Origin of the sequence: Streptomyces sp. HB132, from assembly GCF_016909575.1 — a bacterium.
Taxonomy (GTDB): Bacteria; Actinomycetota; Actinomycetes; order Streptomycetales; family Streptomycetaceae; genus Streptomyces.
On the sequence record NZ_JAFBGA010000015.1, the window covers coordinates 55,728 to 78,423 of the forward strand.

General features: G+C 70.3%; 17 protein-coding genes. 4 read left to right on the top strand and 13 right to left on the bottom strand.

Annotation, left to right across the window (positions count from 1 at the left end):
- Position 1: 1 nt before the first annotated feature.
- The 4 genes from JOC24_RS26600 to JOC24_RS26615 form a co-directional block, all read right to left on the bottom strand.
- Positions 2-982: an ABC transporter permease gene (locus tag JOC24_RS26600; protein ID WP_205022930.1), complete on the bottom strand. Its 981-nt coding sequence runs from the start codon at positions 980-982 to the stop codon at positions 2-4.
- Positions 979-2,034: an ABC transporter ATP-binding protein gene (locus JOC24_RS26605; RefSeq protein ID WP_205022931.1), complete on the bottom strand. Its 1,056-nt coding sequence runs from the start codon at positions 2,032-2,034 to the stop codon at positions 979-981. Before JOC24_RS26605 ends, JOC24_RS26600 begins: the two co-directional genes overlap by 4 nt.
- Before the next feature lie 19 nt (positions 2,035-2,053).
- Complete coding sequence (locus tag JOC24_RS26610; RefSeq protein ID WP_205022932.1) at positions 2,054-3,733, bottom strand: ABC transporter substrate-binding protein; 1,680 nt, start codon at positions 3,731-3,733, stop codon at positions 2,054-2,056.
- A gap of 141 nt (positions 3,734-3,874) precedes the next feature.
- Positions 3,875-4,849 carry a LacI family DNA-binding transcriptional regulator gene (locus tag JOC24_RS26615; protein ID WP_205022933.1) on the bottom strand — a complete coding sequence of 325 codons (975 nt, stop codon included), beginning with the start codon at positions 4,847-4,849 and terminating at the stop codon, positions 3,875-3,877.
- Between the two features lie 280 nt (positions 4,850-5,129).
- Between JOC24_RS26615 and JOC24_RS26620 the strand changes: the two genes are divergently transcribed.
- Complete coding sequence (locus JOC24_RS26620; RefSeq protein ID WP_205022934.1) at positions 5,130-6,998, top strand: ricin-type beta-trefoil lectin domain protein; 1,869 nt, start codon at positions 5,130-5,132, stop codon at positions 6,996-6,998.
- Positions 6,999-7,007: 9 nt separating this feature from the next.
- On the opposite strand, the gene cimA is transcribed toward JOC24_RS26620, so the two are convergent.
- The 5 genes from cimA to JOC24_RS26640 all read right to left on the bottom strand — a co-directional run bounded on the left by cimA (position 7,008) and on the right by JOC24_RS26640 (position 12,629).
- On the bottom strand, positions 7,008-8,615 hold the full coding sequence (cimA, locus tag JOC24_RS26625) for a citramalate synthase (protein ID WP_205022935.1): 1,608 nt from the start codon (positions 8,613-8,615) through the stop codon (positions 7,008-7,010).
- Between the two features lie 437 nt (positions 8,616-9,052).
- Positions 9,053-10,156, bottom strand: a complete 1,104-nt coding sequence (locus JOC24_RS26630) for a branched-chain amino acid aminotransferase (RefSeq protein ID WP_205022936.1) — start codon at positions 10,154-10,156, stop codon at positions 9,053-9,055.
- Positions 10,157-10,440: 284 nt separating this feature from the next.
- Complete coding sequence (locus JOC24_RS26635; protein WP_205022937.1) at positions 10,441-11,484, bottom strand: 3-isopropylmalate dehydrogenase; 1,044 nt, start codon at positions 11,482-11,484, stop codon at positions 10,441-10,443.
- Positions 11,485-11,622: 138 nt separating this feature from the next.
- Positions 11,623-11,751 carry a hypothetical protein gene (locus JOC24_RS33870; protein WP_275588604.1) on the bottom strand — a complete coding sequence of 43 codons (129 nt, stop codon included), beginning with the start codon at positions 11,749-11,751 and terminating at the stop codon, positions 11,623-11,625.
- 278 nt (positions 11,752-12,029) lie between these two features.
- On the bottom strand, positions 12,030-12,629 hold the full coding sequence (locus JOC24_RS26640) for a TetR/AcrR family transcriptional regulator (protein ID WP_205022938.1): 600 nt from the start codon (positions 12,627-12,629) through the stop codon (positions 12,030-12,032).
- Positions 12,630-12,816: 187 nt separating this feature from the next.
- Between JOC24_RS26640 and JOC24_RS26645 the strand changes: the two genes are divergently transcribed.
- Positions 12,817-15,108 (top strand): exo-beta-d-1,3/1,6-glucosidase, encoded by a 2,292-nt coding sequence (locus tag JOC24_RS26645; RefSeq protein WP_205022939.1) that lies wholly within the window; start codon positions 12,817-12,819, stop codon positions 15,106-15,108.
- Positions 15,109-15,210: 102 nt separating this feature from the next.
- Here the strand turns inward: JOC24_RS26645 and pruA are convergent, their stop codons facing one another.
- On the bottom strand, positions 15,211-16,842 hold the full coding sequence (pruA, locus tag JOC24_RS26650) for an L-glutamate gamma-semialdehyde dehydrogenase (protein ID WP_205022940.1): 1,632 nt from the start codon (positions 16,840-16,842) through the stop codon (positions 15,211-15,213).
- 93 nt (positions 16,843-16,935) lie between these two features.
- Positions 16,936-17,862 carry a proline dehydrogenase family protein gene (locus tag JOC24_RS26655; RefSeq protein WP_205022941.1) on the bottom strand — a complete coding sequence of 309 codons (927 nt, stop codon included), beginning with the start codon at positions 17,860-17,862 and terminating at the stop codon, positions 16,936-16,938.
- Positions 17,863-18,038: 176 nt separating this feature from the next.
- Between JOC24_RS26655 and JOC24_RS26660 the strand changes: the two genes are divergently transcribed.
- Positions 18,039-19,178, top strand: a complete 1,140-nt coding sequence (locus JOC24_RS26660; protein WP_205022942.1) for a PucR family transcriptional regulator — start codon at positions 18,039-18,041, stop codon at positions 19,176-19,178.
- 195 nt (positions 19,179-19,373) lie between these two features.
- Here the strand turns inward: JOC24_RS26660 and JOC24_RS26665 are convergent, their stop codons facing one another.
- A complete protein-coding gene (locus JOC24_RS26665) occupies positions 19,374-20,279 on the bottom strand; it encodes an NADP-dependent oxidoreductase (protein ID WP_205022943.1) in 906 nt (301 codons plus the stop codon).
- 114 nt (positions 20,280-20,393) lie between these two features.
- Here JOC24_RS26665 and JOC24_RS26670 point away from each other — a divergent pair, with 114 nt between their 5' ends.
- Complete coding sequence (locus JOC24_RS26670; protein WP_205022944.1) at positions 20,394-20,828, top strand: MerR family transcriptional regulator; 435 nt, start codon at positions 20,394-20,396, stop codon at positions 20,826-20,828.
- Between the two features lie 209 nt (positions 20,829-21,037).
- Here JOC24_RS26670 and serA read toward each other — a convergent pair whose 3' ends face one another.
- Entirely contained in the window at positions 21,038-22,630 is a 1,593-nt protein-coding gene (gene serA, locus JOC24_RS26675) for a phosphoglycerate dehydrogenase (RefSeq protein WP_205022945.1), read from the bottom strand.
- Positions 22,631-22,696 lie beyond the last annotated feature (66 nt).

Below are 22,696 nucleotides of genomic sequence, written 5' to 3' on the forward strand. Positions count from 1 at the left end.
GTCATGCCTCCTTACGGGTGCGGGGGTCCAGGAGGGCGTAGGCCATGTCGGCCAGCAGGTTCGCGGCGAGCACCGAGAGCGTGATGATCAGGAAGACGCCCTGCATCAGCGGGTAGTCCTTGGCGCCGACCGCCTGGAGGAGACGGAAGCCGATGCCCGGATAGTTGAAGACCATCTCGACGAGCAGCGTGCCGCTCACGATGAAGCCGAGGGAGAGAGCGAAGCCCGAGATGTTGGGCAGGACCGCGTTGCGGGCGGCGTAGGCGAACATCACCCGCCGCTCGGAGAGGCCCTTGGCCTGCGCCACCATGACGTAGTCCTCGGAGGAGACGGTCACCATCATGTTGCGCATGCCGAGGATCCAGCCGGCGACGGCGCTGAGCACGATCGTCACCCCGGGCAGCACGCCGTGGTACAGGGCGCTGGAGATGAACGGCCAGTCGAAGGCCGGGACCAGCGAGTTGTCGTACCCGCCCTCGAAGGGGAACAGCGGCCACTTCACCGCGAACAGCGAGATGGCGATGAGGCCGAGCCAGAAGTAGGGGACCGACGAGATGAAGGTGGTGACGGGGAGCAGCCCGTCCAGCCAGGAGCCCCGCCGCCAGCCGCTGTAGACGCCGATGCCGGTGCCGAGCAGGAAGCTGATCAGCGTGGTGATGCCGACGAGCGCCAGTGTCCAGGGCAGCGCGTCGGAGAGCACCTCGCCCACCGGGGTCGGGAAGTAGGTGAAGGACAGGCCGAGGTCGCCGTCCAGCAGGCTCGACCAGTAGTCGGTGTACTGCGACCAGAGCGACTGGTTCTCGTCGAGCCCGAAGAGCGCCTTCAGGGAGGCGATGGCGCTGGTGTCGAGCTGTCCCTGGTAACGGCTCATCAGGGCCTCGACCGGGTCGCCCGGCATCAGCCGCGGGATCAGGAAGTTGATGGTGATGGCGGCCCACGCGGTGACGGCGTAGAAGGCGATCCGCTGGAGGATGTACTTCACTTCGCTGCCCCCTCGGCGGTCGTGCCGTCGTACAGCCAGCAGGCCGCCCACTGGCCGTCGGCCAGGTCGAAGCGCGGCGGGAGTTCGGTGCGGCAGCGCTCCATCGCCTTGGGGCAGCGTGGGTGGAAGCGGCACCCGGCCGGCGGGGTGATAAGGGAAGGCGGCTCGCCGCTCCCCGCCTCCTCCTGGTCCGCCTCGTCCGCGACCCGGTCGGGGTCGGGCGCGGAGGCGATCAGCAGCTGGGTGTAGGGGTGCGCCGGATGCTGGGTGACCTGCTCGCTGCCGCCGCCCTCGACGATGCGGCCGGCGTACATCACCAGGGTGGTGTCGGCGAAGTAGCGTGCGGACGCTATGTCGTGGGTGATGTAGAGGATCGCGAGGCGGAGCCGTTCCTTGAGGTCCCGGAGCAGGTTGAGGACGCCGAGCCGGATCGACACGTCGAGCATCGATACCGGTTCGTCGGCGAGCAGCACCTGGGGGTCGGCGCCGAGCGCGCGCGCTATCGCGACGCGCTGGCGCTGCCCTCCCGACAGCTCGTGCGGGAACTTGTCCAGGAACTGATGAGGAGGGGTCAGCTGGACGCGTTCCAGCAGGGCCGCGAGATTCGTCTCCAGCTCCGCGTCCCCGCTCCCCGCCCGGCCGTGGATCTTCAGGGCGCGGGTCAGGTGGTAGCGCACGGTGTGCACCGGGTTGAGCGAGGCGAACGGGTCCTGGAAGATCAGCTGGACCTGTTTGACGTAGGTGCGGAAGGACCGGCCACGCCCGGCCTTGACCGCCGCGCCGCCCAGCCGGACCTCGCCCGAGGTGAGCGGGTACAGCTGGGCGAGCAGCCGTGCGACGGTGGACTTCCCGGAGCCCGACTCCCCCACCAGCGCCGTGACGGTGCCGCGCCGGAGCTCGAGCGAGACGTCGTCGACGGCGTGGACGGTACGGCGTCTGCGGGCGACGAGGTCGCCGGCGGTGCGCCGTAGGGGGAAGTGCTTGGTGACTCCGCGTGCTTCGAGCACCACGTCGGTCCCGGTGCGCACGTCTGCGGTCTGTTCGGTGGTCATGGCCGGTTCGTCCCCGTGCTTACTTGGCGGGCTTCAGGTTCAGCACGACTTCCAGCGCGTCGGGCTGGGTGTGCTGCGGTGCTGCGTACGGGTCTTCCTCCGTGGGCCAGCCGACCCAGTTCTTCGTGGAGTACTCGGCGCCGATCGGGGCCGCGGCCGTCGGGATGACGGGCGCCTGCTCGACCATGATCTTCTGGAGCGTGTTCATGGCCTCGGTGCGCGTCGGGTCGTCCGTGGCGTTGGCGTACTCCTTCAGCGCGGCGGTGGCCTCGGGGCTCTTGAAGCGGCCGAAGTTGCCGAGCTGGGAGGTCTTGCCGACCGGCTGGAGGATCGCCCCGTCCATGATGTTCTGGTACATGTCGTAGGGCGTGGCGCCGCTGTTGGTCCAGTGCAGGGTGGCGTCGAAGTTGCCGGTGGCCACGTCGGTGCCCCAGGCCTCGGCGGTCTGCGTCTTGACCTTGGCCGCGATGCCGATCTGCTTGATGTTGTCCTTGATGATGGACAGCCCGGTGATGTAGTCGTTCCAGCCGGCCGGGTCGGTGAAGGTCAGCTCGACCGGCTTGCCGCTGGGGTCCTTGAGGACGCCGCCGCTGAGCTTGAACCCGGCGTCCATGAGGAGGGCCTTGGCGCCGTCCACGTCGGGCTTCGTGGTGGCGTTCTTGTACTCCGGCGCGAGGAAGGGCGCACCGGCGGGCAGCGGGATGCCGGTCGGGTTGCTGATCTCCGGGTAGAGGGTCGCCTGGGCCTGCACGTGGATCGCCTTGCGGTCGACGACCATGGCCATCGCCTTGCGCAGGGCCGGGTTGTCGAACGGCTTGCGGGCGGTGTTGAACCACAGGCCGTGGATGCCGAGCCCGGAGGGGAACCAGAGCTTGTGGTTCTTCGGGTCCTTGGCGACGTACAGCTGCTTGTAGTTCGGCATGAAGACGAACGACCACTCGACCTTGCCGTTGGCCAGGGCCGTGGTCGCCGCGCTGTTGTCGTTGTACGCGGTGTAGCGCAGCTCCTTGACCTTGGTCTCGCCCTTCCAGTAGGTGGGCGTGGCCGTCAGGGTGGTGGTCTGCGGTGTGAACGTCTTCAGCTTGTAGGGGCCGGAGCCGACCGGGGTGCGGTTCGGCCAGGTCTCCGGGTTCTCGACCTTCTCCCAGATGTGCTTGGGGACGACGTAGGTCGTGATGATCTTGTTCTGGTTGACGAACTGCGATTCCTTGAAGGTCAGGACGACCTTCTCGCCGTCGACCTTGATGCCGTCGTACGGGATGCCGTTGCCGTTCAGCGCCGGGTGCTTCTTCAGCAGCTCGAAGGTGAACGCGACGTCGGCGGCGGTCAGCGGTTTGCCGTCGGCCCACTCGGCCCGCTTGTCGAGCGTGAACGTGAGCTTGGTGAAGTTCGACTCCCAGTCCCACGCGGTCGCCAGCCACGGGTCCGCCTTGTCGGTGGGCCGGATCTGGTTCGTCATCGCCAGCGGCTCGTAGATCATGAAGCGGTAGCCGAGGGTGGCGCTCGCCGAGGTCGCGAGGAACGGGTTGCTGTTGTTCGTCTGCGGCCCGTCCGGCTTGCCGAGGGTCAGCACGCCGGATGCACCGGCGCCACCCCCCTTGTTGGCGCCCGAGTTGGCTGACGAGCAGCCGACGGCGAGCGCGACCACGGCGGTGGCGACTGAGAGCGCTCTCAGGGTGTGACGACGGCGTACGGACATGGCGACTCCAGGAGGACTGCGGGTCTGGGAGATCCGGTGGCGGGCAGCGCTCGACGCGCCGGGTGCGGGCGGTGCGGGTGGTGCGGGTCGCCGTGCGGCGGGTTCGGGGATGCGGACGGGTGACCGGCGGGGCCGGGTCCGTTACGGCGCCGAGTGGCGCACGACCAGTTCGGTGGGCAGCACGACCGGTCCGTCCGGTACGGCGGTGCCGCCGAGGCGGGAGAGCAGCAGGCGGGCCGCCGCCTCGCCCATCTGCCGGGTGGGCTGACGCACGGTGGTCAGCGGCGGTTCGGTGTGTTCGGCCATCGGGATGTCGTCGAAGCCGATCACCGCGATGTCGTCGGGTACACGGCGGCCGGCGGCTCTCAGAGCGCGCAGGACCCCGGCCGCACTGATGTCGTTGTGAGCGAAGACCGAGTCGAACTCCGTTCCCGCCGCCAGGAGTTCCTCCACGACGAGACGGCCCCGGCGTTCGGTGAAGTTCCCGTCCAGGACCAGGTCGGTGGGCAGGACCGAACGGAATCCCGCGAGCCGGTCGCGTACGCAGCCGAAGTGCCTCGGCCCGGTGAGGACCAGGGGTCTGGTGCGCCCCGCGGCCCGCAGGTGGCGGGCCGCCGATGCGCCCCCCTCGTGATTGGTGGTCACGACGGAGGGGAATTCCGGGTGGTGGCCCCGGTCGTCGATGAGAACGATCGGCAGACCGGACCGGTGGAGCGCGGTGAGCCGTTCGAGCGTGTTCTCCGGTTCGACGACGACGAGCCCGTCGAAGGCGCGCGCCGACACCTGGCTGGTGAAGCGCTCGACGGATTCCGCACCCCGGTTGCAGGTGAAGAGCAGCAGCCCGTAGTCGGCGACCTCGACCGTGTCGACGACTCCCTGAAGCACTTCCCCCATCCACGGCCAGGCCAGTGAGGGCACCAGCATGCCGACGGTACGGCTGCTGCCACGGGCCAGCCCGACCGCACCCGAACTGGGCACGTAGCCGAGATCTGCGATCACTTCACGAACGCGGGCGGCTGTCGAACCGTCCACTTCGCCCTTGAGGTTGATGACCCGCGAGACGGTCGTCTTGCTGACGCCGGCCTCGCGGGCGACATCGGCGATGGTGACACGCAACGGAGCCTCCGGGGGCAAGGCAGGACAGGGGTCGGGTCGGGACTTCGGTACCGGTTCCGGAACCGGTACCGGCGTTGCGGCTGGAGTTAACCGCGCCGGAACAGAGGCGTCAATACTTCACGCCGAGATTTGGTCCGTACCCATGATCGAAGCAGCTCCGCAAGGGCTTTCGTTCATTTCTTGAACGAGCGAACCTCTTGACGCGAGCACGTAAGAGCAGTTCACTCACGGCTCGTTCGACGGCACATCCCCCACGTCCCTGCCGAGAAAGGCAGCAGCCATGATTCGGACAAGCAGAACGGCGAGGGTCCTCGTCGCGACGGCGCTCGCGACCGCGGGACTGGCCGGGCTCTCCTCCGGCACCGCGCAGGCCGCCGGCGAGACCGTGAACATCGTGCTGACCACCACGGACGACTCCGGTGGCCGTCACGTCACCCGCGGCCTCCAGGCGCAGACGCCGACCGCCTTCGGCGCCGGCAACGGCGGTTCCGGCACGAACATCACGGTGGACGAGAACACCCGCTACCAGACGTTCACCGGCGGCGGCGCCTCGTTCACGGACACGGCGGCGTGGCTGATGAAGGGCAGCGGGGCACTGAGCCAGGCGACCCGCGACGCGACGATGAAGAAGCTCTTCTCCCCCACCGACGGCATCGGGCTGTCGTTCGTACGCAACCCGATGGGCGGATCCGACCTGGCCCGGTTCGGATACACCTACGACGACATGCCGGCCGGGCAGACGGACCCGGACCTCGCGAACTTCTCGATCGCACACGATCTGCAGGACGTGCTGCCGCTCACGAAGCAGGCCCGACAGCTCAATCCGGCCCTGACGACGGTCGCCTCCCCGTGGACGGCGCCGGCCTGGATGAAGGACAACGGGCAGCTGAACGGCGGCTGGCTGAAGGCCGAGAACTACGGCGCCTACGCGAACTACTTCGTGAAGTACCTCCAGGCGTGGAAGGACCAGGGCGTCCCGGTCGACTACGTCACAGCGCAGAACGAACCCACCTGTTGCTCCGGCTATCCGTCGATGAGCTGGAACGGCTCGGGCCTGGCCTACTTCACCAAGAGCGAGCTGCTGCCGAAGCTCCAGTCGGCGGGCCTGGCCACCAAGGTGCTGGCGCACGACTGGAACTGGGACACCTACGACGCCTACGCCGCCCAGACGGTCGACGACGCCGCGGTGCGCAGCCACCCGAACTTCGGCGGGATCGCCTGGCACGGCTACGGCGGCGACGTCGCGAAGCAGACGGCGGTCCACGACCGGTACCCGCAGCTGGACGCCTTCCAGACCGAGCACTCGGGCGGTACGTGGATCGCCGACCAGCAGCGCGAGGACATGCTGAACATCATCGACTACACCCGCAACTGGGCGAAGTCAGTGACCAAGTGGTCGCTCGCCGTCGACCAGAACCGCGGCCCGCACAACGGTGGTTGCGGCACCTGCGACGGGCTGGTCACCGTGCACAACGGGGACAGCAGGCACGGTCAGGTGGACTACACGATCGAGTACTACACGATGGGCCACCTGACGAAGTACGTCAGGCCGGGCGCCACCCGCGTCGCCTCCACCGCAAGCTCCACCGTGCCCAACGTGGCCTGGCGCAACCCGGACGGTTCGAAGGCCCTGATCGCCTACAACGGCTCGGCGTCGGCCCAGCAGGTCACCGTCAACTGGGGCGGGCAGAAGTTCACCTACGCGCTGCCGGGCCGCACCTCGGCGACGTTCACCTGGTCGGGCACCCAGTCCGGTTCCCCGGGCAGCAGCGGCGCGCTCGCCGGGCCCGGCGGCAAGTGCCTGGACGCGACGGGCGGCACCGGTGCCGACGGGACCCCGGTCCAGATCTGGGACTGCACCAGCGCGGCCAACCAGAAGTGGACGGTCGTGGGCGACGGCTCGGTGAAGGTGCTCGGCGCGTGTCTGGACGTCACGTCGGGCTCGACGGCCGACGGAGCAAAGGTCCAGCTGTACACGTGCAACGGTTCGGGCGCGCAGCGCTGGACGTACGACGCCTCGACGGGCGACGTGGTCAACACGGCGGCGGACAAGTGTCTGGACGTGACCGACCGGTCCACGGCGAACGGCACCCGCGTCCAGATCTGGACGTGTACCGGAGCCGCCAACCAGAAGTGGCAGCTCCGGTAACGGGCGGCGTCAGTCCGTCGGTTCCACACCGGCCCGCAGCAGGCCGTAGGTGTACGCGTCCTCCAGGGCCTGCCAGGACGCGGCGATGACGTTCTCGGCCACGCCGACCGTCGACCAGTCACCGGATCCGTCACCCGTGGTCACCAGGACGCGGGTGGTGGATTCGGTGCCGGTGCGGCCTTCCAGGATGCGGACCTTGTAGTCGACCAGCTCCAGCTTGGCGAGCTGCGGGTAGATCCGCTCCAGGCCGACGCGCAGCGCCCGGTCCAGGGCGTTGACCGGGCCGTTGCCCTCGGCGGTGGCGACGATCCGCTCGCCCTTGGCCCACAGCTTCACGGTCGCCTCGTTGGCGTGGCTGCCGTCGGGACGGTCCTCGACGATGGCCCGCCAGGACTCGACGCGGAAGTAGCGGCGCGGCCGTCCCTCGACCTCGGCGCGCAGCAGCAGCTCGAAGGAGGCGTCGGCCGCCTCGTAGGTGTAGCCCTTGAGTTCACGCTCCTTGACCCGCTCGACGACCCGGCCGACGAGTGCGCGGTCGTCCCCCAGGTCGATGCCGAGTTCCTTGCCCTTGAGCTCGATGGAAGCCCGGCCCGCCATGTCGGAGACGAGCATCCGCATGGTGTTGCCGACGCGCTCCGGGTCGATGTGCTGGTAGAGGTCCGGGTCGACCTTGATCGCGGAGGCGTGCAGTCCCGCCTTGTGCGCGAACGCGGAGACACCCACGTAGGGCTGATGGGTGGAGGGCGTGAGGTTGACGACCTCCGCGATGGCGTGGGAGATACGGGTCATCTCGGCGAGCGCGCCCTCGGGCAGGACGGTCTTGCCGTACTTGAGTTCCAGCGCCGCGACGACGGGGAAGAGGTTGGCGTTGCCGACCCGCTCGCCGTAACCGTTGGCGGTGCACTGCACGTGGGTGGCGCCCGCGTCCACCGCGGCCAGGGTGTTGGCGACGGCGCAGCCCGTGTCGTCCTGGGCGTGGATGCCGAGCCGGGCTCCGGTGTCGGCGAGGACGGTGGCGACGACGGCCTGGACCTGGGCGGGCAGCATCCCACCGTTGGTGTCGCAGAGGATGACGACGTCGGCGCCGGCCTCGTGGGCGGTGCGCACGACCGCCTTGGCGTACTCGGCGTCTGCACGGTAGCCGTCGAAGAAGTGCTCGCAGTCGACGAAGACTCGGCGGCCCTGCTCCCGGAGGTGGGTGACGGTGTCGCGGACCATCTCCAGGTTCTCGTCCAGGGTGGTGCGCAGGGCCAGTTCCACATGGCGGTCGTGGGACTTGGCGACCAGGGTGATCACTGGGGCACCCGAGTCGAGGAGCGCCTGCACCTGCGGGTCGTCGGCGGCCCTGCCGCCGGCCCTGCGGGTGGCGCCGAACGCGACGAGCTGGGCGTGCTCGAAGTCGATCTCCTGCTGCGCGCGGGCGAAGAACTCGGTGTCGCGGGGGTTGGCGCCGGGCCAGCCGCCCTCGATGAAGCCCACGCCGAAGTCGTCCAGATGCCGGGCAATGGTCAGCTTGTCCGCGACCGTCAGGTTGATGCCTTCACGCTGCGCACCGTCGCGCAGGGTGGTGTCGAACACGTGGAAGGTGTCGTCGGGGGCCGTGGCCTTGGTGGTCATGCTGATCTGACTCCTGTCGGGTGAGCGGATCCGGACGAATCGGCTCCACTTGCCCCCATCCTCTCGCGTGCCTCGCCCCGGCCGAGGTGTGGGCCGGAAAACGAAAAAACCCCTCGCGGGTGCGAGAGGTCTGCGCGCGGGTCTGGGGCACGATGCCCGTTCCGTACGTGGTGGTACGGGACGGTCACTGCGGACCGGCGCGCCTGCTGCCGATAATCATGGCGAACGAGGACACACACGCATTTTGGCACAGCGCCGCCTCCGGGTCCCGCCCGTCTCAGGATGCGGGCGTGATGTCCGTCGCAGGGGCGTTGGCTCGGGGTGGCGAGAGCGGCGTCGAGACGCGCGGGCGGTGGCGGGCACGGACGGCGAAGGCCGCGCCCCCGGCGAGGGGCACGGCCTTCGTACGTACGACCGTTCGTACGTCCTGTCTGTGGCTAGCCGAGCTCGTGCATCCAGCCGTGGGTGTCCTCGGCGATACCCCGCTGGATGTCCAGCAGGCGCTCGCGCAGCTTGACGGTGACCTCACCGGGCGTGCCGTCGCCCTGGACCCACTCGCCGTCCGCGGACTTCACGGTGCCGACGGGCGTGATGACGGCGGCGGTGCCGCAGGCGAAGACCTCGGTGAGGGTGCCGTTCTCGGTGTCGGCGCGCCACTGGTCGATGGAGACGCGGCCCTCCTCCGAGGTGTAGCCGAGGTCACGGGCGACGGTGAGCAGGGAGTCACGGGTGACTCCGGCGAGCAGCGATCCGGTGAGGGACGGCGTGACGATCCGCTTGCCGCCGTCCTCCTGTCCGTACACGAAGTAGAGGTTCATGCCGCCCAGCTCCTCGACCCACTTGTGCTCGACGGCGTCGAGGTAGGCGACCTGGTCGCAGCCCTGCGCGGCGGCCTCGGCCTGGGCGAGGAGGGACGCGGCGTAGTTGCCGCCGGTCTTGGCGTCGCCCATGCCGCCGGGGACGGCGCGCACCCGGTCCTGGGAGAGCCAGATCGAGACCGGCTTCACACCGCCGGGGAAGTACGCGCCGGCGGGAGAGGCGATGACGAGGAAGAGGTACTCGTTGGCCGGCCGGACGCCGAGACCCACCTCGGCTGCGATCATGAACGGGCGCAGGTACAGGGACTCCTCGCCGCCGTGCGCCGGGACCCACGCCTGGTCCTGCTGGACCAGGACGTCACACGCCTCGATGAAGGTCCCGACCGGCAGCTCCGGCATCGCGAGCCGGGCGGCGGACCGCTGGAAGCGTGCGGCGTTGGCCTCCGGGCGGAAGGTGGCGACCGTGCCGTCGGGCTGCCGGTACGCCTTCAGCCCTTCGAAGATCTCCTGCGCGTAGTGCAGCGTCATGTTGGCCGGGTCCATCGACAGCGGCCCGTACGGCACGAGCTGGGCGTCGTGCCAGCCGCGGCCCTCGGTCCAGCGGATCGTCACCATGTGATCGGTGAAGTAGCGGCCGAAGCCGGGGCTGGTCAGGATCGCCTCGCGTTCCGCGTCGGACAGCGGGTTCGAGGAGGGCTTGAGCTCGATCGTGGGCGTCGTCATGAGTGCGTGTCCTTCACCGGTCTTGTGTGTGATGGACCGCGCTCACGCCCGCTCCTGCCCGGCAGTCGCAGGGCAGGTTGTAGGACGTCCGAGCTCTACCGCGAGCCGCGGTCCCGCGTTCGATTATCTCCCGGGGGCGGCTCTGCACGAAATGCCGTGATTGCGGTGGCGCTCGCGCGACGTGCGAGAACGCGGTCCGGAGGTCGATGGTGGCACCCGGAGACCGCATGAAGAAGCCGCCGGGTGCGGTTGCGACCCGGCGGCTTCGAAGTGGAGACGTCGGGTCAGCTCGCTACGCGTACCGCGAGCGCGTCGCCGATCTCGTCGGTGGTGCGCGCCTGCTTGCCGTCACGCTCCGCGAGGTCGGCGGAAACGGCCTCCTCGATGCGCACGGCCTCGGCCTCGTAGCCGAGGTGGCGCAGCAGGAGGGCGACGGAGAGGATCGTGGCCGTCGGGTCGGCCTTGCCCTGGCCCGCGATGTCGGGCGCGGTGCCGTGCACCGGCTCGAACATGGACGGGAAGGCACCCGTCGGGTTGATGTTGCCGGACGCGGCCAGGCCGATGCCGCCGGTCACGGCCGCGGCGAGGTCGGTGAGGATGTCACCGAAGAGGTTGTCGGTGACGATGACGTCGAAGCGCTCCGGCTGGGTGACGAAGAAGATCGTCGCGGCGTCGACGTGCAGGTAGTCCGTGGTGACCTCGGGGAACTCGGCCGCGACCTTGTCGAAGGTGTTCTTCCACAGGTGGCCGGCGTGGACGAGGACGTTGTTCTTGTGGACCAGCGTCAGCTTCTTGCGCGGGCGCGCGGCGGCACGTGCGAACGCGTCACGCACGACACGCTCGACACCGTGAGCGGTGTTGACGCTCACCTCGGTGGCGATCTCGTGCTCGGTGCCCGTGCGCAGGGAACCACCGTTGCCCGTGTAGGGACCCTCGGTGCCCTCGCGGACGACGACGAAGTCGATCTCGGGGCGCCCGGCCAGCGGTGTCGCGGTGTTCGGGAAGAGCTTCGACGGCCGCAGGTTGATGAAGTGGTCGAAGGCGAAGCGCAGCTTCAGCAGAAGCCCTCGCTCCAGCACACCCGACGGTACGGAGGGGTCCCCGATGGCTCCGAGCAGGATGGCGTCGTGCCCCTTGAGGGCTTCGAGCTCCGCGTCGGGGAGGGTTTCACCGGTGCGGTGCCATCGCTGGGCGCCGAGGTCGTACTCCTTGGTCTCCAGCTTCACATCCTGCGGGAGAACAGCGTTGAGAACCTTGAGGCCCTGGGTGACGACCTCCTGGCCGATACCGTCGCCGGGGATCACTGCGAGATCGATGCTGCGAGACATACAGGCACCCTAGCCCGCCGTCCCACCCCATGACATTCGCCGTCCACGATACGGACGGAGCCGGCCCTGTGCGGGACGGCCCCGTACGGAACCGGCGCGGCCCCGCACAGGGCCGGTGTCAGGAGGTGGGGCCGCGCCTCAGTGGCCCGTCGACCCGCCGTTGTCCCGGCGGTCGAGGGCTCGCTGCAGGGCCGCGGCGGCGTTCTGGCGGTCCGAGTCGGCGGGGCGGGAGGTGTGGCGGACGCGGCGGACAGTGGTCTGGGCCATGGGGGATCGACTCCTTGAGATCGCGTGGATTTCGAGATCTGGACTTCACGACGGATATCGAGATCGGGATTTCGAGGTGCCGGCACGGCGGGAAGCGGATGCCGCAGGGGTTGCCTGCTTCGGGGCACGCTCACACACGCCGGTCGCTGGATCAGCGATTCGTTCGGCTCCTACAAAGCTAGGACAGCTCGGGCCATCTGTCTCTACAGATACTCGGACTTCCTACTATCTGAGACGGCGGCGTCGGAGGAACGCGCTCCGCGGAGCCCCTCGGACCCTCAGAGCTCCACGCTGAGCTGGGCCCGGACGTGCGCGCGCAGGACCCCGGCCATGTCCGTCGCACGGTCGTCGAGCAGCCACTGCACCTGGAGACCGTCCATCAGGGCGATCAGCTGCCGGCCCGCGGCGTCAGGAGCGACGCCCTCCCGCAGGGCGCCCTCCAGTCCCGCCTGCTCGTAGGCGAGCCGGGCACCCGCGACCGAGTTCCCGTAGCGCCGGACGAAGTAGCCGTGGGCCGGGTGGTCGGCGGCCGTCGCCTCGGCGGAGACCACCGAGAACAGTTCGACGATCCCCCGCCGCCCCGAGTTCAGCGCGGCCAGGTCGACGAACCGCCTCAGCCGCCCGACGCCCGTGGTCCCGCCGAGCGAGAGCCACTCGTCGTCCACGTCGTCGCGGTGCTCGAGCACCGCGAGCAGCAGCACCTCCTTGGTCGGGAAGTGGTGCAGCAGCCCGGTGTGCGAGATGCCGCACCGGTGCGCGATCACCCGGAGCGACGCCCCCCGGTAGCCGGCCTCACCGAACAGGGACATCGCCTGGTCCAGGATCTCGCGTCGTTTCGCACGGCCCTTCGCGTAGCCACGCCGCGCCTCGGCAGTCACTCGCCACTCTCCCGGTCCGCCGGCCCCGCCCGGGCCGGCACGTCGGTGCGTCGGATTCCCCCGTCCGGCCACCGGAGGCCCCGCCGCCGGAGTTCCGCCTGCTGGAGGAATCGGCCCCCTGAGATACCTACCAGGTGGTCGGGATTGACTCTATGGTGAACACGAACCGTGTCGCGAAAGGACCCCCGTGGCCCCCTCCCTGCCCTACCTCGACCCCGCGCTCCCCGTCGCCGAGCGGGTCGGAGACCTCCTCGGCCGCATGACCCTGGCCGAGAAGACCGGTCAGATGCTCCAGTTGAACGCCAAGGACGGGGTACGGCACCTCATCGAGGACCTGCACGTGGGTTCGATCCTCCACGCGTCACCCGAGCGCGTCCTCGAAGCGGCCGCGCTCACCGAGCGGACCAGGCTGAGGATCCCTCTGCTGGTCGCGGAGGACTGCATCCACGGCCACTCCTTCTGGGAGGGGGCCACGATCTATCCCACGCAGCTCGGCCTGGCCGCGACCTGGGACCCCGAACTCGTGGAACGCGTCGCCCGCGCCACCGCCGTCGAGGTCGCCTCGACGGGCGTCCACTGGACGTTCTCGCCGGTGCTCTGCATCGCCCGCGACCTGCGCTGGGGCCGGGTCAGCGAGACCTTCGGGGAGGATCCGTTCCTGATCGGCGAGCTGGCCTCGGCGATGGTCCGCGGCTACCAGGGCGAGGGCCTGGGCGACCCGACGGCGGTCCTGGCGTGCGCCAAGCACTTCGCGGGCTACTCCGAGACCCAGGGCGGCCGGGACGCCAGCGAGGCCGACATCTCGCGGCGCAAGCTGCGCTCCTGGTTCCTGCCCCCGTTCGAGCGGGTCGCCCGCGAGGGCTGCCGTACGTTCATGCTGGGCTACCAGTCCATGGACGGGGTGCCGGTCACCGTCAACGACTGGCTGCTGAACGATGTGCTGCGCGGTGAGTGGGGCTACACCGGCACCCTGGTCACCGACTGGGACAACGTCGGCCGCATGGTGTGGGAGCAGAGGATCTACGCCGACCACACCCAGGCCGCCGCCGCGGCCGTGCGGGCGGGCAACGACATGGTGATGACCACCCCCCAGTTCTTCGAGGGGGCGCAGAGCGCCGTCGCCGACGGCACGCTGGACGAGGCGGAGATCGACGCGGCGGTACGTCGCGTCCTGACCCTGAAGTTCGAGCTCGGCCTCTTCGAGAACCCCCGTCACCCCGACGCCGCCCGGCAGGCCGCGGTCATCGGCAGCGCCGGGCACACCGCGCTGAACCTGGAGGCCGCCCGCCGCTCGCTGGTCCTGCTCACCAACGACGGCACCCTGCCGCTGGGCGTCGGGCTCGTGCCGGGCCGGGACGGACGCGCCGTCGCCGGGACGGACCCGGCTCCGCGCACGGTCGCCGTCATCGGCCCCAACGCCGATGACGCGCAGACCCAGCTGGGCGACTGGGCGGGCTCCTCCGGCCAGGCCGACTGGCTGCCGGACGGTCACCCGCGCGCCATGATCCGTACCGTGCTCGACGGCTTCCGCGAGCACGTCCCGGACGGCTGGGACGTCACGTACGCGCGAGGCGCCGAGATCCTCTCCGTGGGACCCGACCCGGAGGGCGCGTTCTTCCCGGACGGGCAGCCCCGCCCGGACGTGGTCGTGCCCGCCGAGCCCTCCGAGGCCATGGTCGCGGAGGCCGTCGCCGCCGCCGAGGCCGCCGATTACGTCGTCGCCGTGGTGGGCGACCGTATCGAGCTGGTGGGCGAGGGACGTTCGACCGCGACCCTGGAACTCGTGGGCGACCAGGTCGCGTTGCTCGACGCGCTCGCGGCGACCGGCAAGCCGCTCGTCGTCGTGGTCATCAGCTCGAAGCCGCTGGTGCTCCCGCCGTCGGCCCTCGGTGCGGCCGCGGTCCTGCACGCCTTCAACCCCGGCATGCAGGGTGGCAGGGCGGTGGCCGAGGTCCTGCTCGGCCTCGTCGAGCCGTCGGGCCGGCTGCCCGTGTCCTTCGCCCGGCACGCGGGTCAGCAGCCCACGTACTACAACCAGGTCCGCGGCCAGCACGGCTCCCGGTACGCCGACCTCACCCAGCGTCCGGCCTTCGTGTTCGGCGAGGGTCTGAGCTACACGACCGTCGCGTACTCCGGCCTGGAGGTGCTCACGGCGGATGTCGGGGAGAGCGACACGCTGAGGGCCCGTGTCACCGTGCACAACACCGGTCAGCGCCCGGCCGTCGAGACCGTGCAGGTGTACCTCAGCGACACCGTGACCTCCGTGACCTGGGCGGAGAAGGAGCTCAAGGCGTACCGCCAGGTGACGCTCGCCCCGGGCGAGGTCCGCGAGGTGCTGCTGGAGCTGCCGGTCTCGGAGTGCACCCTCGTCGACGCGGCGGGCCGCCGGGTCGTCGAGCCGGGCGCCTTCGAGCTGCTCGTCGGCCCTTCCTCGCGGGACGACGCCCTGCTGCGGGCGGGTTTCACCGTGAAGGGCTGAGGCGGGGCGCCGGGGTGATGGAAACCGCCTCCCGGCCGGCGGGGGGAGCCGGTCGGGAGGCGGAGTGCGGGGCGGGGCGCCCGGTGCGGGCGCCCCGGGGTGTCAGCCCTGGTGGGGGTAGGTGTACTCGGTCGGCGCGACCAGCGTCTCCTTGATGGCGCGGGTCAGCGTCCAGCGCTGCAGGTTCTGCGGGGCGCCCGCCTTGTCGTTGGTGCCCGAGCCGCGGCCGCCGCCGAAGGGCTGCTGGCCGACGACGGCACCGGTCGACTTGTCGTTGATGTAGAAGTTGCCCGCGGCGTAGCGGAGCTTGTCCATCGTGTACGCGGCGGCCGCACGGTCGTTGGAGATGACCGCGCCGGTCAGCGCGTAGTCGGACACCGACTCCATCTGCTCCAGCATGGCGTCGTACTTCTCGTCCTCGTAGACGTGGACGGCGAGGATCGGGCCGAAGTACTCGGTGGTGAAGACCTCGTTGGCCGGGTCGTCGCACACGATGACGGTCGGGCGGACGAAGTAGCCGACGGAGTCGTCGTACGTGCCACCGGCGACGATCGTGCAGGTCGGGTCGGCGGCGGCGCGGTCGATCGCGGCCTTGTTCTTCGCGAAGGAACGCGCGTCGATGACGGCGCCCATGAAGTGCGACAGGTCGGTGACGTCACCCATGGTGATGCCGTCGACCTCGGCCGCGAACTCCTCCTTGAATCCGGAGTTCCAGATGGAGGCCGGGACGTAGGCGCGGGAGGACGCGGAGCACTTCTGGCCCTGGTACTCGAAGGAGCCGCGGGTCAGTGCGGTCTTCAGGACGGCGCGGTCGGCGCTCGGGTGTGCGACGACGAAGTCCTTGCCGCCGGTCTCGCCGACGAGCCGCGGGTAGGTGCGGTAGTTGGCGATGTTGTTGCCGACCGTCTTCCACAGGTGCTGGAAGGTGGGGGTCGAGCCGGTGAAGTGGACACCGGCCAGGTCGCGGTGGTTCAGCGCGACCTCGGAGACGGCGATGCCGTCACCGGTGACCAGGTTGATGACGCCCTTGGGCAGCCCGGCCTCCTCCAGGAGCTGCATCAGCAGCACGGCGGCGTGGGTCTGCGTCGGGGACGGCTTCCACACCACGACGTTGCCCATGAGGGCGGGCGCGGTGGGCAGGTTGGCAGCGATGGCGGAGAAGTTGAACGGCGTGATCGCGTAGACGAAGCCCTCGAGCGGGCGGTGGTCCATGCGGTTCCAGACGCCCGGGGAGTTCGCCGGGGGCTGCTCGGCGAGGATCTGGCGCGCGTAGTGCACGTTGAAGCGCCAGAAGTCGACGAGCTCGCAGGGACAGTCGATCTCGGCCTGCTGCGCGGTCTTGCCCTGGCCGAGCATCGTGGAGGCGGCCAGCGTCTCGCGCCAGGGGCCCGACAGCAGCTCGGCGGCGCGCAGGATGATCGCCGCGCGGTCGTCGAAGGACATGGCGCGCCAGGCCGGAGCGGCGGCGAGGGCCGCGTCGACGGCGTCCTGGGCGTCCTGCTCGGTGGCACCGGCGAAGGTGCCGATGACGGCCTTGTGGTTGTGCGGCTGTACGACGTCGACGCGCTCGCCGCCGCCCATGCGCTTCTCGCCGCCGATGGTCATCGGCAGGTCGATGGGGTTCTGGCTGAGCTCCTTGAGCTTCGCCTCCAGGCGGGCTCGCTCGGCGGTGCCGGGGGCGTAGGAGTGGACCGGCTCGTTGACCGGCGCGGGGACCTGGGTGACGGCGTCCATGAGTGCCTTGTCTCCTTGGTTGAGGTGGGTGGTCGGCCGGGCGGGTCCGCCCTGGTTCGGTCCTGGGCCGGGCTTGTGGCCCAGCCCTGCGGTTCAGCCCTTGGTGAGAACGGAGCGGCCGAAGAACAGCAGGTTGGCCGGCTTCTCAGCGAGGCGGCGCATGAAGTATCCGTACCAGTCGGTGCCGTACGCCGTGTAGACGCGCATCCGGTGGCCCTCGGCCGCGAGCCGGATGTGCTCCTCGCTGCGGATGCCGTACAGCATCTGGAACTCGTACTCATCCAGTTTGCGCCCGGCCTGGCGTGCGAGCTCCTGGCCGATGGCGATGAGACGGGGATCGTGCGAGCCGATCATGGGGTAGCCGTCGCCCTGCATCAGCGTCTTCAGGATGCGGACGTACGCCTTGTCGATCTCCGGCTTGTTCTGGTACGCGACGGAGGCGGGCTCCTTGTAGGCGCCCTTCACCAGCCGGACCCGGCTGCCCGCGGCGGCGAGGCGGCGGGCGTCGGCCTCCGTGCGGAACAGATAGGACTGGATCACGCAGCCGGTCTGCGGGAAGTCCTTCCGCAGCTCCTCGTGGATGGCGAACATCGAGTCGAGGGTGGTGTGGTCCTCGGCGTCCAGCGTGACCGTGGTGCCGATCGCGGCGGCGGCCTCGACGACGGGGCGGACGTTGGCGAGGGCCAGCTCGTGGCCGTTCTCGAGCGCCTGGCCGAACATCGACAGCTTGACGGACATCTCGGCCCGGGCCCCGAGCCCGAGCTCCTTGAGGCGGCCGACCAGTTCCAGGTAGGCGTCACGCGCGGCGGCGGCCTGCTCAGGGGTGGTGATGTCCTCACCCACGACGTCCAGGGTGACCTCGAGGCCCTTGGCGGCCGAGTCCTGGATGACGGGGACGACGTCGTCGACGCCTTCACCGGCGATGAACCGGTCGACGACCTGCTTGGTGCCCGGCGCTGCCGAGATGAAACGACGCATCTTGTCGCTGCGTGACGCGGCGAGAATCACGGGACCCAGCACGGGGCACCTCCACGGAGTACGGACGGGCCTGACCGGTACGCGAGTGAACGGACCGGGACGGCACGGAGAACCACTGTGAAATCTAGGGATCCCCCCGATCACGTGCCATCGACAGCTGTCACGCATCCGTGTACTGGATCTCAGACATATGTCTGAAGAGGTGCGAGAATGGGCGGGTGAAGGGCGATTACCAGGAGCTGGTCGACGAGATCTCCGCGCTGCTCAACGCCCCCGCGACCCTGGAGAACCGCGATTTCGGCCTGGTCGCCTTCGGGGCCCACGACAGCGACGACGACACGGCCATGGACCCCGTCCGTACGCGCTCGATCCTCACCCGGCGCTCCACCCCCGCGGTCCGCGCCTGGTTCGAGGGCTTCGGCATCACCCGCGCGACGGGCCCGGTCCGCATCCCGGCGGCCCCGGAGGCCGGAGTGTTCCGGGACCGCGTCTGCCTTCCGGTACGCCATCGGGGTGTCGTCCTGGGCTATGTCTGGCTGCTGGACGCGCACCCCGCGCCGACCGACGGGCAGCTGGCGTCGGCGATGGACGTGGCGGCCCGGATCGGTGCCCTGCTCGCCGACGAGGAGCGGGTCGGCGCGGACCTGTCACGGGAATTCGGGGCGGTGCTCGTCGCCGGGCGGGGCTGGCAGTACGACATGGCGGTGGCCGCGCTGCGCGAGGTCCTCGGCGCCGAAGCGGACGGACTGCACACGGTGGTGTGCGTGACCCCCTGGGCGGGCGAGACCCCGTCCGTGCGTACGGTGCCGTCGGCCGCCGTCCTCGCCGCGGTGACCGGTGCGGAGTCCCCGTCCCTCGCCGCTCTGGTCAGGCTCCGCTCCCCCGAGGCACTCGACCCGGCGACGACGGCCGCGGAGCGGCTGCGCGCCGTGGCGGGGCCTGACGCGACCGGCGGCGTCGCCGCCGCACGCCGGGGTCTGGCGGAGCTGGCGGAGTCCTGGCAGGAGGCCCTTTCCGCCGCCCGCGCGGCCCAGGCGGAATCGCGCTTCGGCCCGGTCGCCGACTGGTCGGCCATCGGCCCGTACCGGCTCCTGGCCGCGCTGCCCCGCACCTCGTACGCCGCCCCGGACCATGCGGTCCGCCCCCTGCTGGCCCCGCTCCACGCCGAACTGGCCCGCACCGCCGAGGTGTTCCTCGACCGCGCGGGCCAGGCGAGCCGGACGGCCACCGAGCTGGGCATCCACCGCCAGACGCTGTACTACCGGCTCGCCCGGATCCAGCAGCTCACCGGTCTCGACCTGAACGACGGCGAGGACCGGCTGCTGCTGCACATGGCGTTGAAGGCGGCACGGCTGTGAGCCGCCGGGGTCTCGCGGCCTCGTGAGCCCGTCCGCATGATCATCGGCACTGTCGAGCGGTTCCACGCGGTCATGAGCATCGGCAACGTCCAGTGGCTGTCGGCGGCCGTGTGCCGGCGGTGTCCGGCTCGGGTGGTGCGCCTACCGCCGCCCGGCCGGAACTGACTCCGCCTTCGCGGTGCACGGCAGGTGGGATCAGAGGATGACCACGATCTTTCCCCGCACGTGTCCGCGCTCGGAGTGGGCGTGCGCCTGCGCGATCTCCTGCAGGGAGTAGGTCTGTTCGATGCGCGGCACGTAGCGTCCCTGCTCGCCGAGAGCGCCCGCTTCGGCGAGGAGCGTGGAATCGTTGACCGCGTTGGCCACCCGGACGCCCAGACGCGGTGCGTTCACATGGTCGGCGACCGTCACCACGCGGTCCGGGCCGCCGGCGATCTCGACGAGATCGGCCAGGGAGCCGGAGGCGGCGGCGTCGAGAACGAGGTCGACCCCGTTCGGGGCCAGGCCGGCGAGACGTACTTCGAGGCCCGCGCCGTAGGCGACGGGAAGGGCGCCCAGGGACCTGAGATACGCGTGGTTACGCTCACTGGCCGTCCCGATCACGGTGGCCCCCAGAGCGCGGGCGATCTCGACCGCCGCGCCGCCGACCCCTCCGGCAGCCCCCTCGATCAGCAGGGTGCGGCCCTCGAGCCGACCGAGCGCCTTGAGTCCGCCCAGTGCCGTCACGGACGCCAGGCCTGCTGCGGCGGCCTCCGCGTCGCTCCAGTTGGCGGGGGCGGGAGCCCAGGCCGAGAGCACCGCCAGTTCGGCCGTCGCGCCCGTCACCCCGCCCAAACCGAAGACGCGGTCCCCGATGTCCACCGAGGTGACCCCCTCGCCGATCCTGTCCACCAGACCTACGACGTCGCGTCCCGGGATCGCCGGCAGATCGACCGGGAGGAAGTCGCGCACGGATCCGTTGCGCACCTTCCAGTCGACGGGATTGACGCCGGCCGCCGCGACACGGACGCGGATCTCTCCGGGCCCCGGCAACGGGTCCGGGGCCTGCTCGACGACGAGGGTGTCCGTACCGCCGTACTCGTGGTAACGGGCTGCGCGCATGATGACCTGCCTTGCTTGTCCGGACCGCTCGGTGTGACGTGACGTCGCCTACGCTAAAACCTGACGTCGGCGTGAGGTGCAAGTCGAGGCGTCAGCCGGGAGAGGGGAATACGCGTGCGGATCGGAGAGGTGGCCCGCCAGGCCGGGGTGAGCGTGAGAGCTCTGCGCTACTACGAGGAGCAGGACCTGCTGCGGTCCGAACGCAGCTCCGGCGGGCAGCGTCAGTATCCGGACTCCGCTGTCGACCGGGTGCAGCTCATCCAGCAGCTGTTCGCCGCCGGGCTGCCGAGCAGATCGGTGCGGGAGGTGCTGCGCAGCGTGTACGCCGGCTCGGTGGCGCCGGACCTGCTGGATCGGCTGGAGAGCGAGCGTGCGCGGATCAGCGGACGGATCACCGCCCTCCTCGCCGCGCGTGAACGGCTCGACGGGGTGATCGCCACCACGCGCAACCCGCCACCCGAGTGCGCCCACGGCCGGGCGTCCGACGGCCCGGCTCGCGGCGCCGCACCGAGCCGCCGCCCGTCCGCACTCGGAGCGACGGACAGGTGAGAGCCGCTCGTGCACTCCGCTCCTGAGCGGCTGCCGAAGGCGATGCCCATGGGCCACGGAAAGCCTGATCGCGACAGAAACCACTGCTGACGACATCACTGTCCCGGGCTCCCCGCAGTCGCGCCCCTGGGCCCCGCACATGCGAAACGGCCGCGCCCTGCCGACGGATCAGGATCCGTCGGCCGGGCGCGGCCGTGGTACGCCGTGGATCAGTCGGTGAGGTTCACCGAACGGGCCGAGGTGGCCCCGATCTCGTCGGCGATCTCGTTGAGGACCGGCTGCGGGACGGTGTCGTCGACGGTGAGGACGACCAGCGCCTCGCCGCCCGCGTCCTGCCGCGAGACCTGCATGCCCGCGATGTTCAGACCGGCCTCACCGAGGATCTTGCCGACGGCGCCGACGACGCCGGGACGGTCCTCGTACCGCAGGACGACCATGTGGTCGGCGAGCGCCAGGTCGACGTCGTGCTCGCCGATCGCGACGATCTTCCGGAGGTGCTTGGGGCCGGCCAGGGTGCCGGAGACCGCGACCTCCTCGCCGCTCGACAGCGTGCCGCGGACGGTCACCACGTTGCGGTGGTCGGGCGACTCGGAGCTGGTGGTGAGGCGGACCTCGACACCGCGCTCCTGCGCGAAGAGCGGGGCGTTGACGTATGACACCGTCTCGTCGACGACGTCCTCGAAGACGCCCTTGAGCGCGGAGAGTTCGAGCACCTTCACGTCGTGCTGCGTGATCTCGCCGTAGACCTCGACGTCGAGACGGGCCGCGACCTCGCCCGCGAGCGCGGTGAAGATCCGGCCGAGCTTCTCCGCGAGCGGCAGTCCGGGACGCACGTCCTCGGCGATGACACCGCCCTGGACGTTGACCGCGTCGGGCACGAGCTCACCGGCGAGGGCGAGACGGACGGACTTGGCGACGGCGATGCCCGCCTTCTCCTGCGCCTCGTCGGTCGAGGCACCGAGGTGCGGGGTGCAGACGACCTGGTCGAACTGGAACAGCGGGGAGTCCGTGCAGGGCTCCTTGGTGTACACGTCCAGACCGGCGCCGGCGACCCGTCCCTCCTTGAGGGCGGAGGCGAGCGCCTCCTCGTCGACGATGCCGCCGCGTGCGGCGTTGACGATGCGCACCGAGGGCTTCACCTTGTGCAGCGCGTCGTCGCCGATCAGCCCGAGCGTCTCGGGGGTCTTCGGCAGGTGCACCGTGATGAAGTCGGAGACCTCGAGCAGCTCGTCCAGCGTGAGGAGCTTGACGCCCATCTGCGCGGCCCGCGCGGGCTGTACGTAGGGGTCGTACGCGACGATCTTCATGCCGAAGGCGGACATGCGCTGCGCGACCAGCACGCCGATGCGGCCGAGGCCGACGACGCCGAGGGTCTTCTCGCTGAGCTCGACACCCGTGTACTTGGAGCGCTTCCACTCGCCGTTCTTCAGGGCGGTGTTGGCCTGCGGGATGTTGCGCGCGGTGGCGACGAGCAGACCGCAGGCCAGCTCGGCGGCGGTGACGATGTTGGACGTCGGCGCGTTGACGACCATCACACCGGCCTTGGTGGCCGAGGAGACGTCGACGTTGTCCAGACCGACGCCCGCGCGGGCGACGACCTTGAGCTGCTTGGCCGCGGCGATGGCCTCGGCGTCGACCTTGGTGGCGGAACGCACCAGGATCGCGTCGACGTCGGCGATCGCGGGGAGGAGCTCGGCGCGGTCCGCGCCGTTGCAGTGCCGGATCTCGAAGTCCGGACCCAGGGCGTCAACCGTGGCGGGCGACAGCTCTTCGGCGATGAGTACGACAGGTTTCGAGCTCACGTGTGTCCTCACAAGTCCAGTGCGGACGGCCGTCCCGACGGCCGCAGGCGGTGGAGGGGCTAGCCG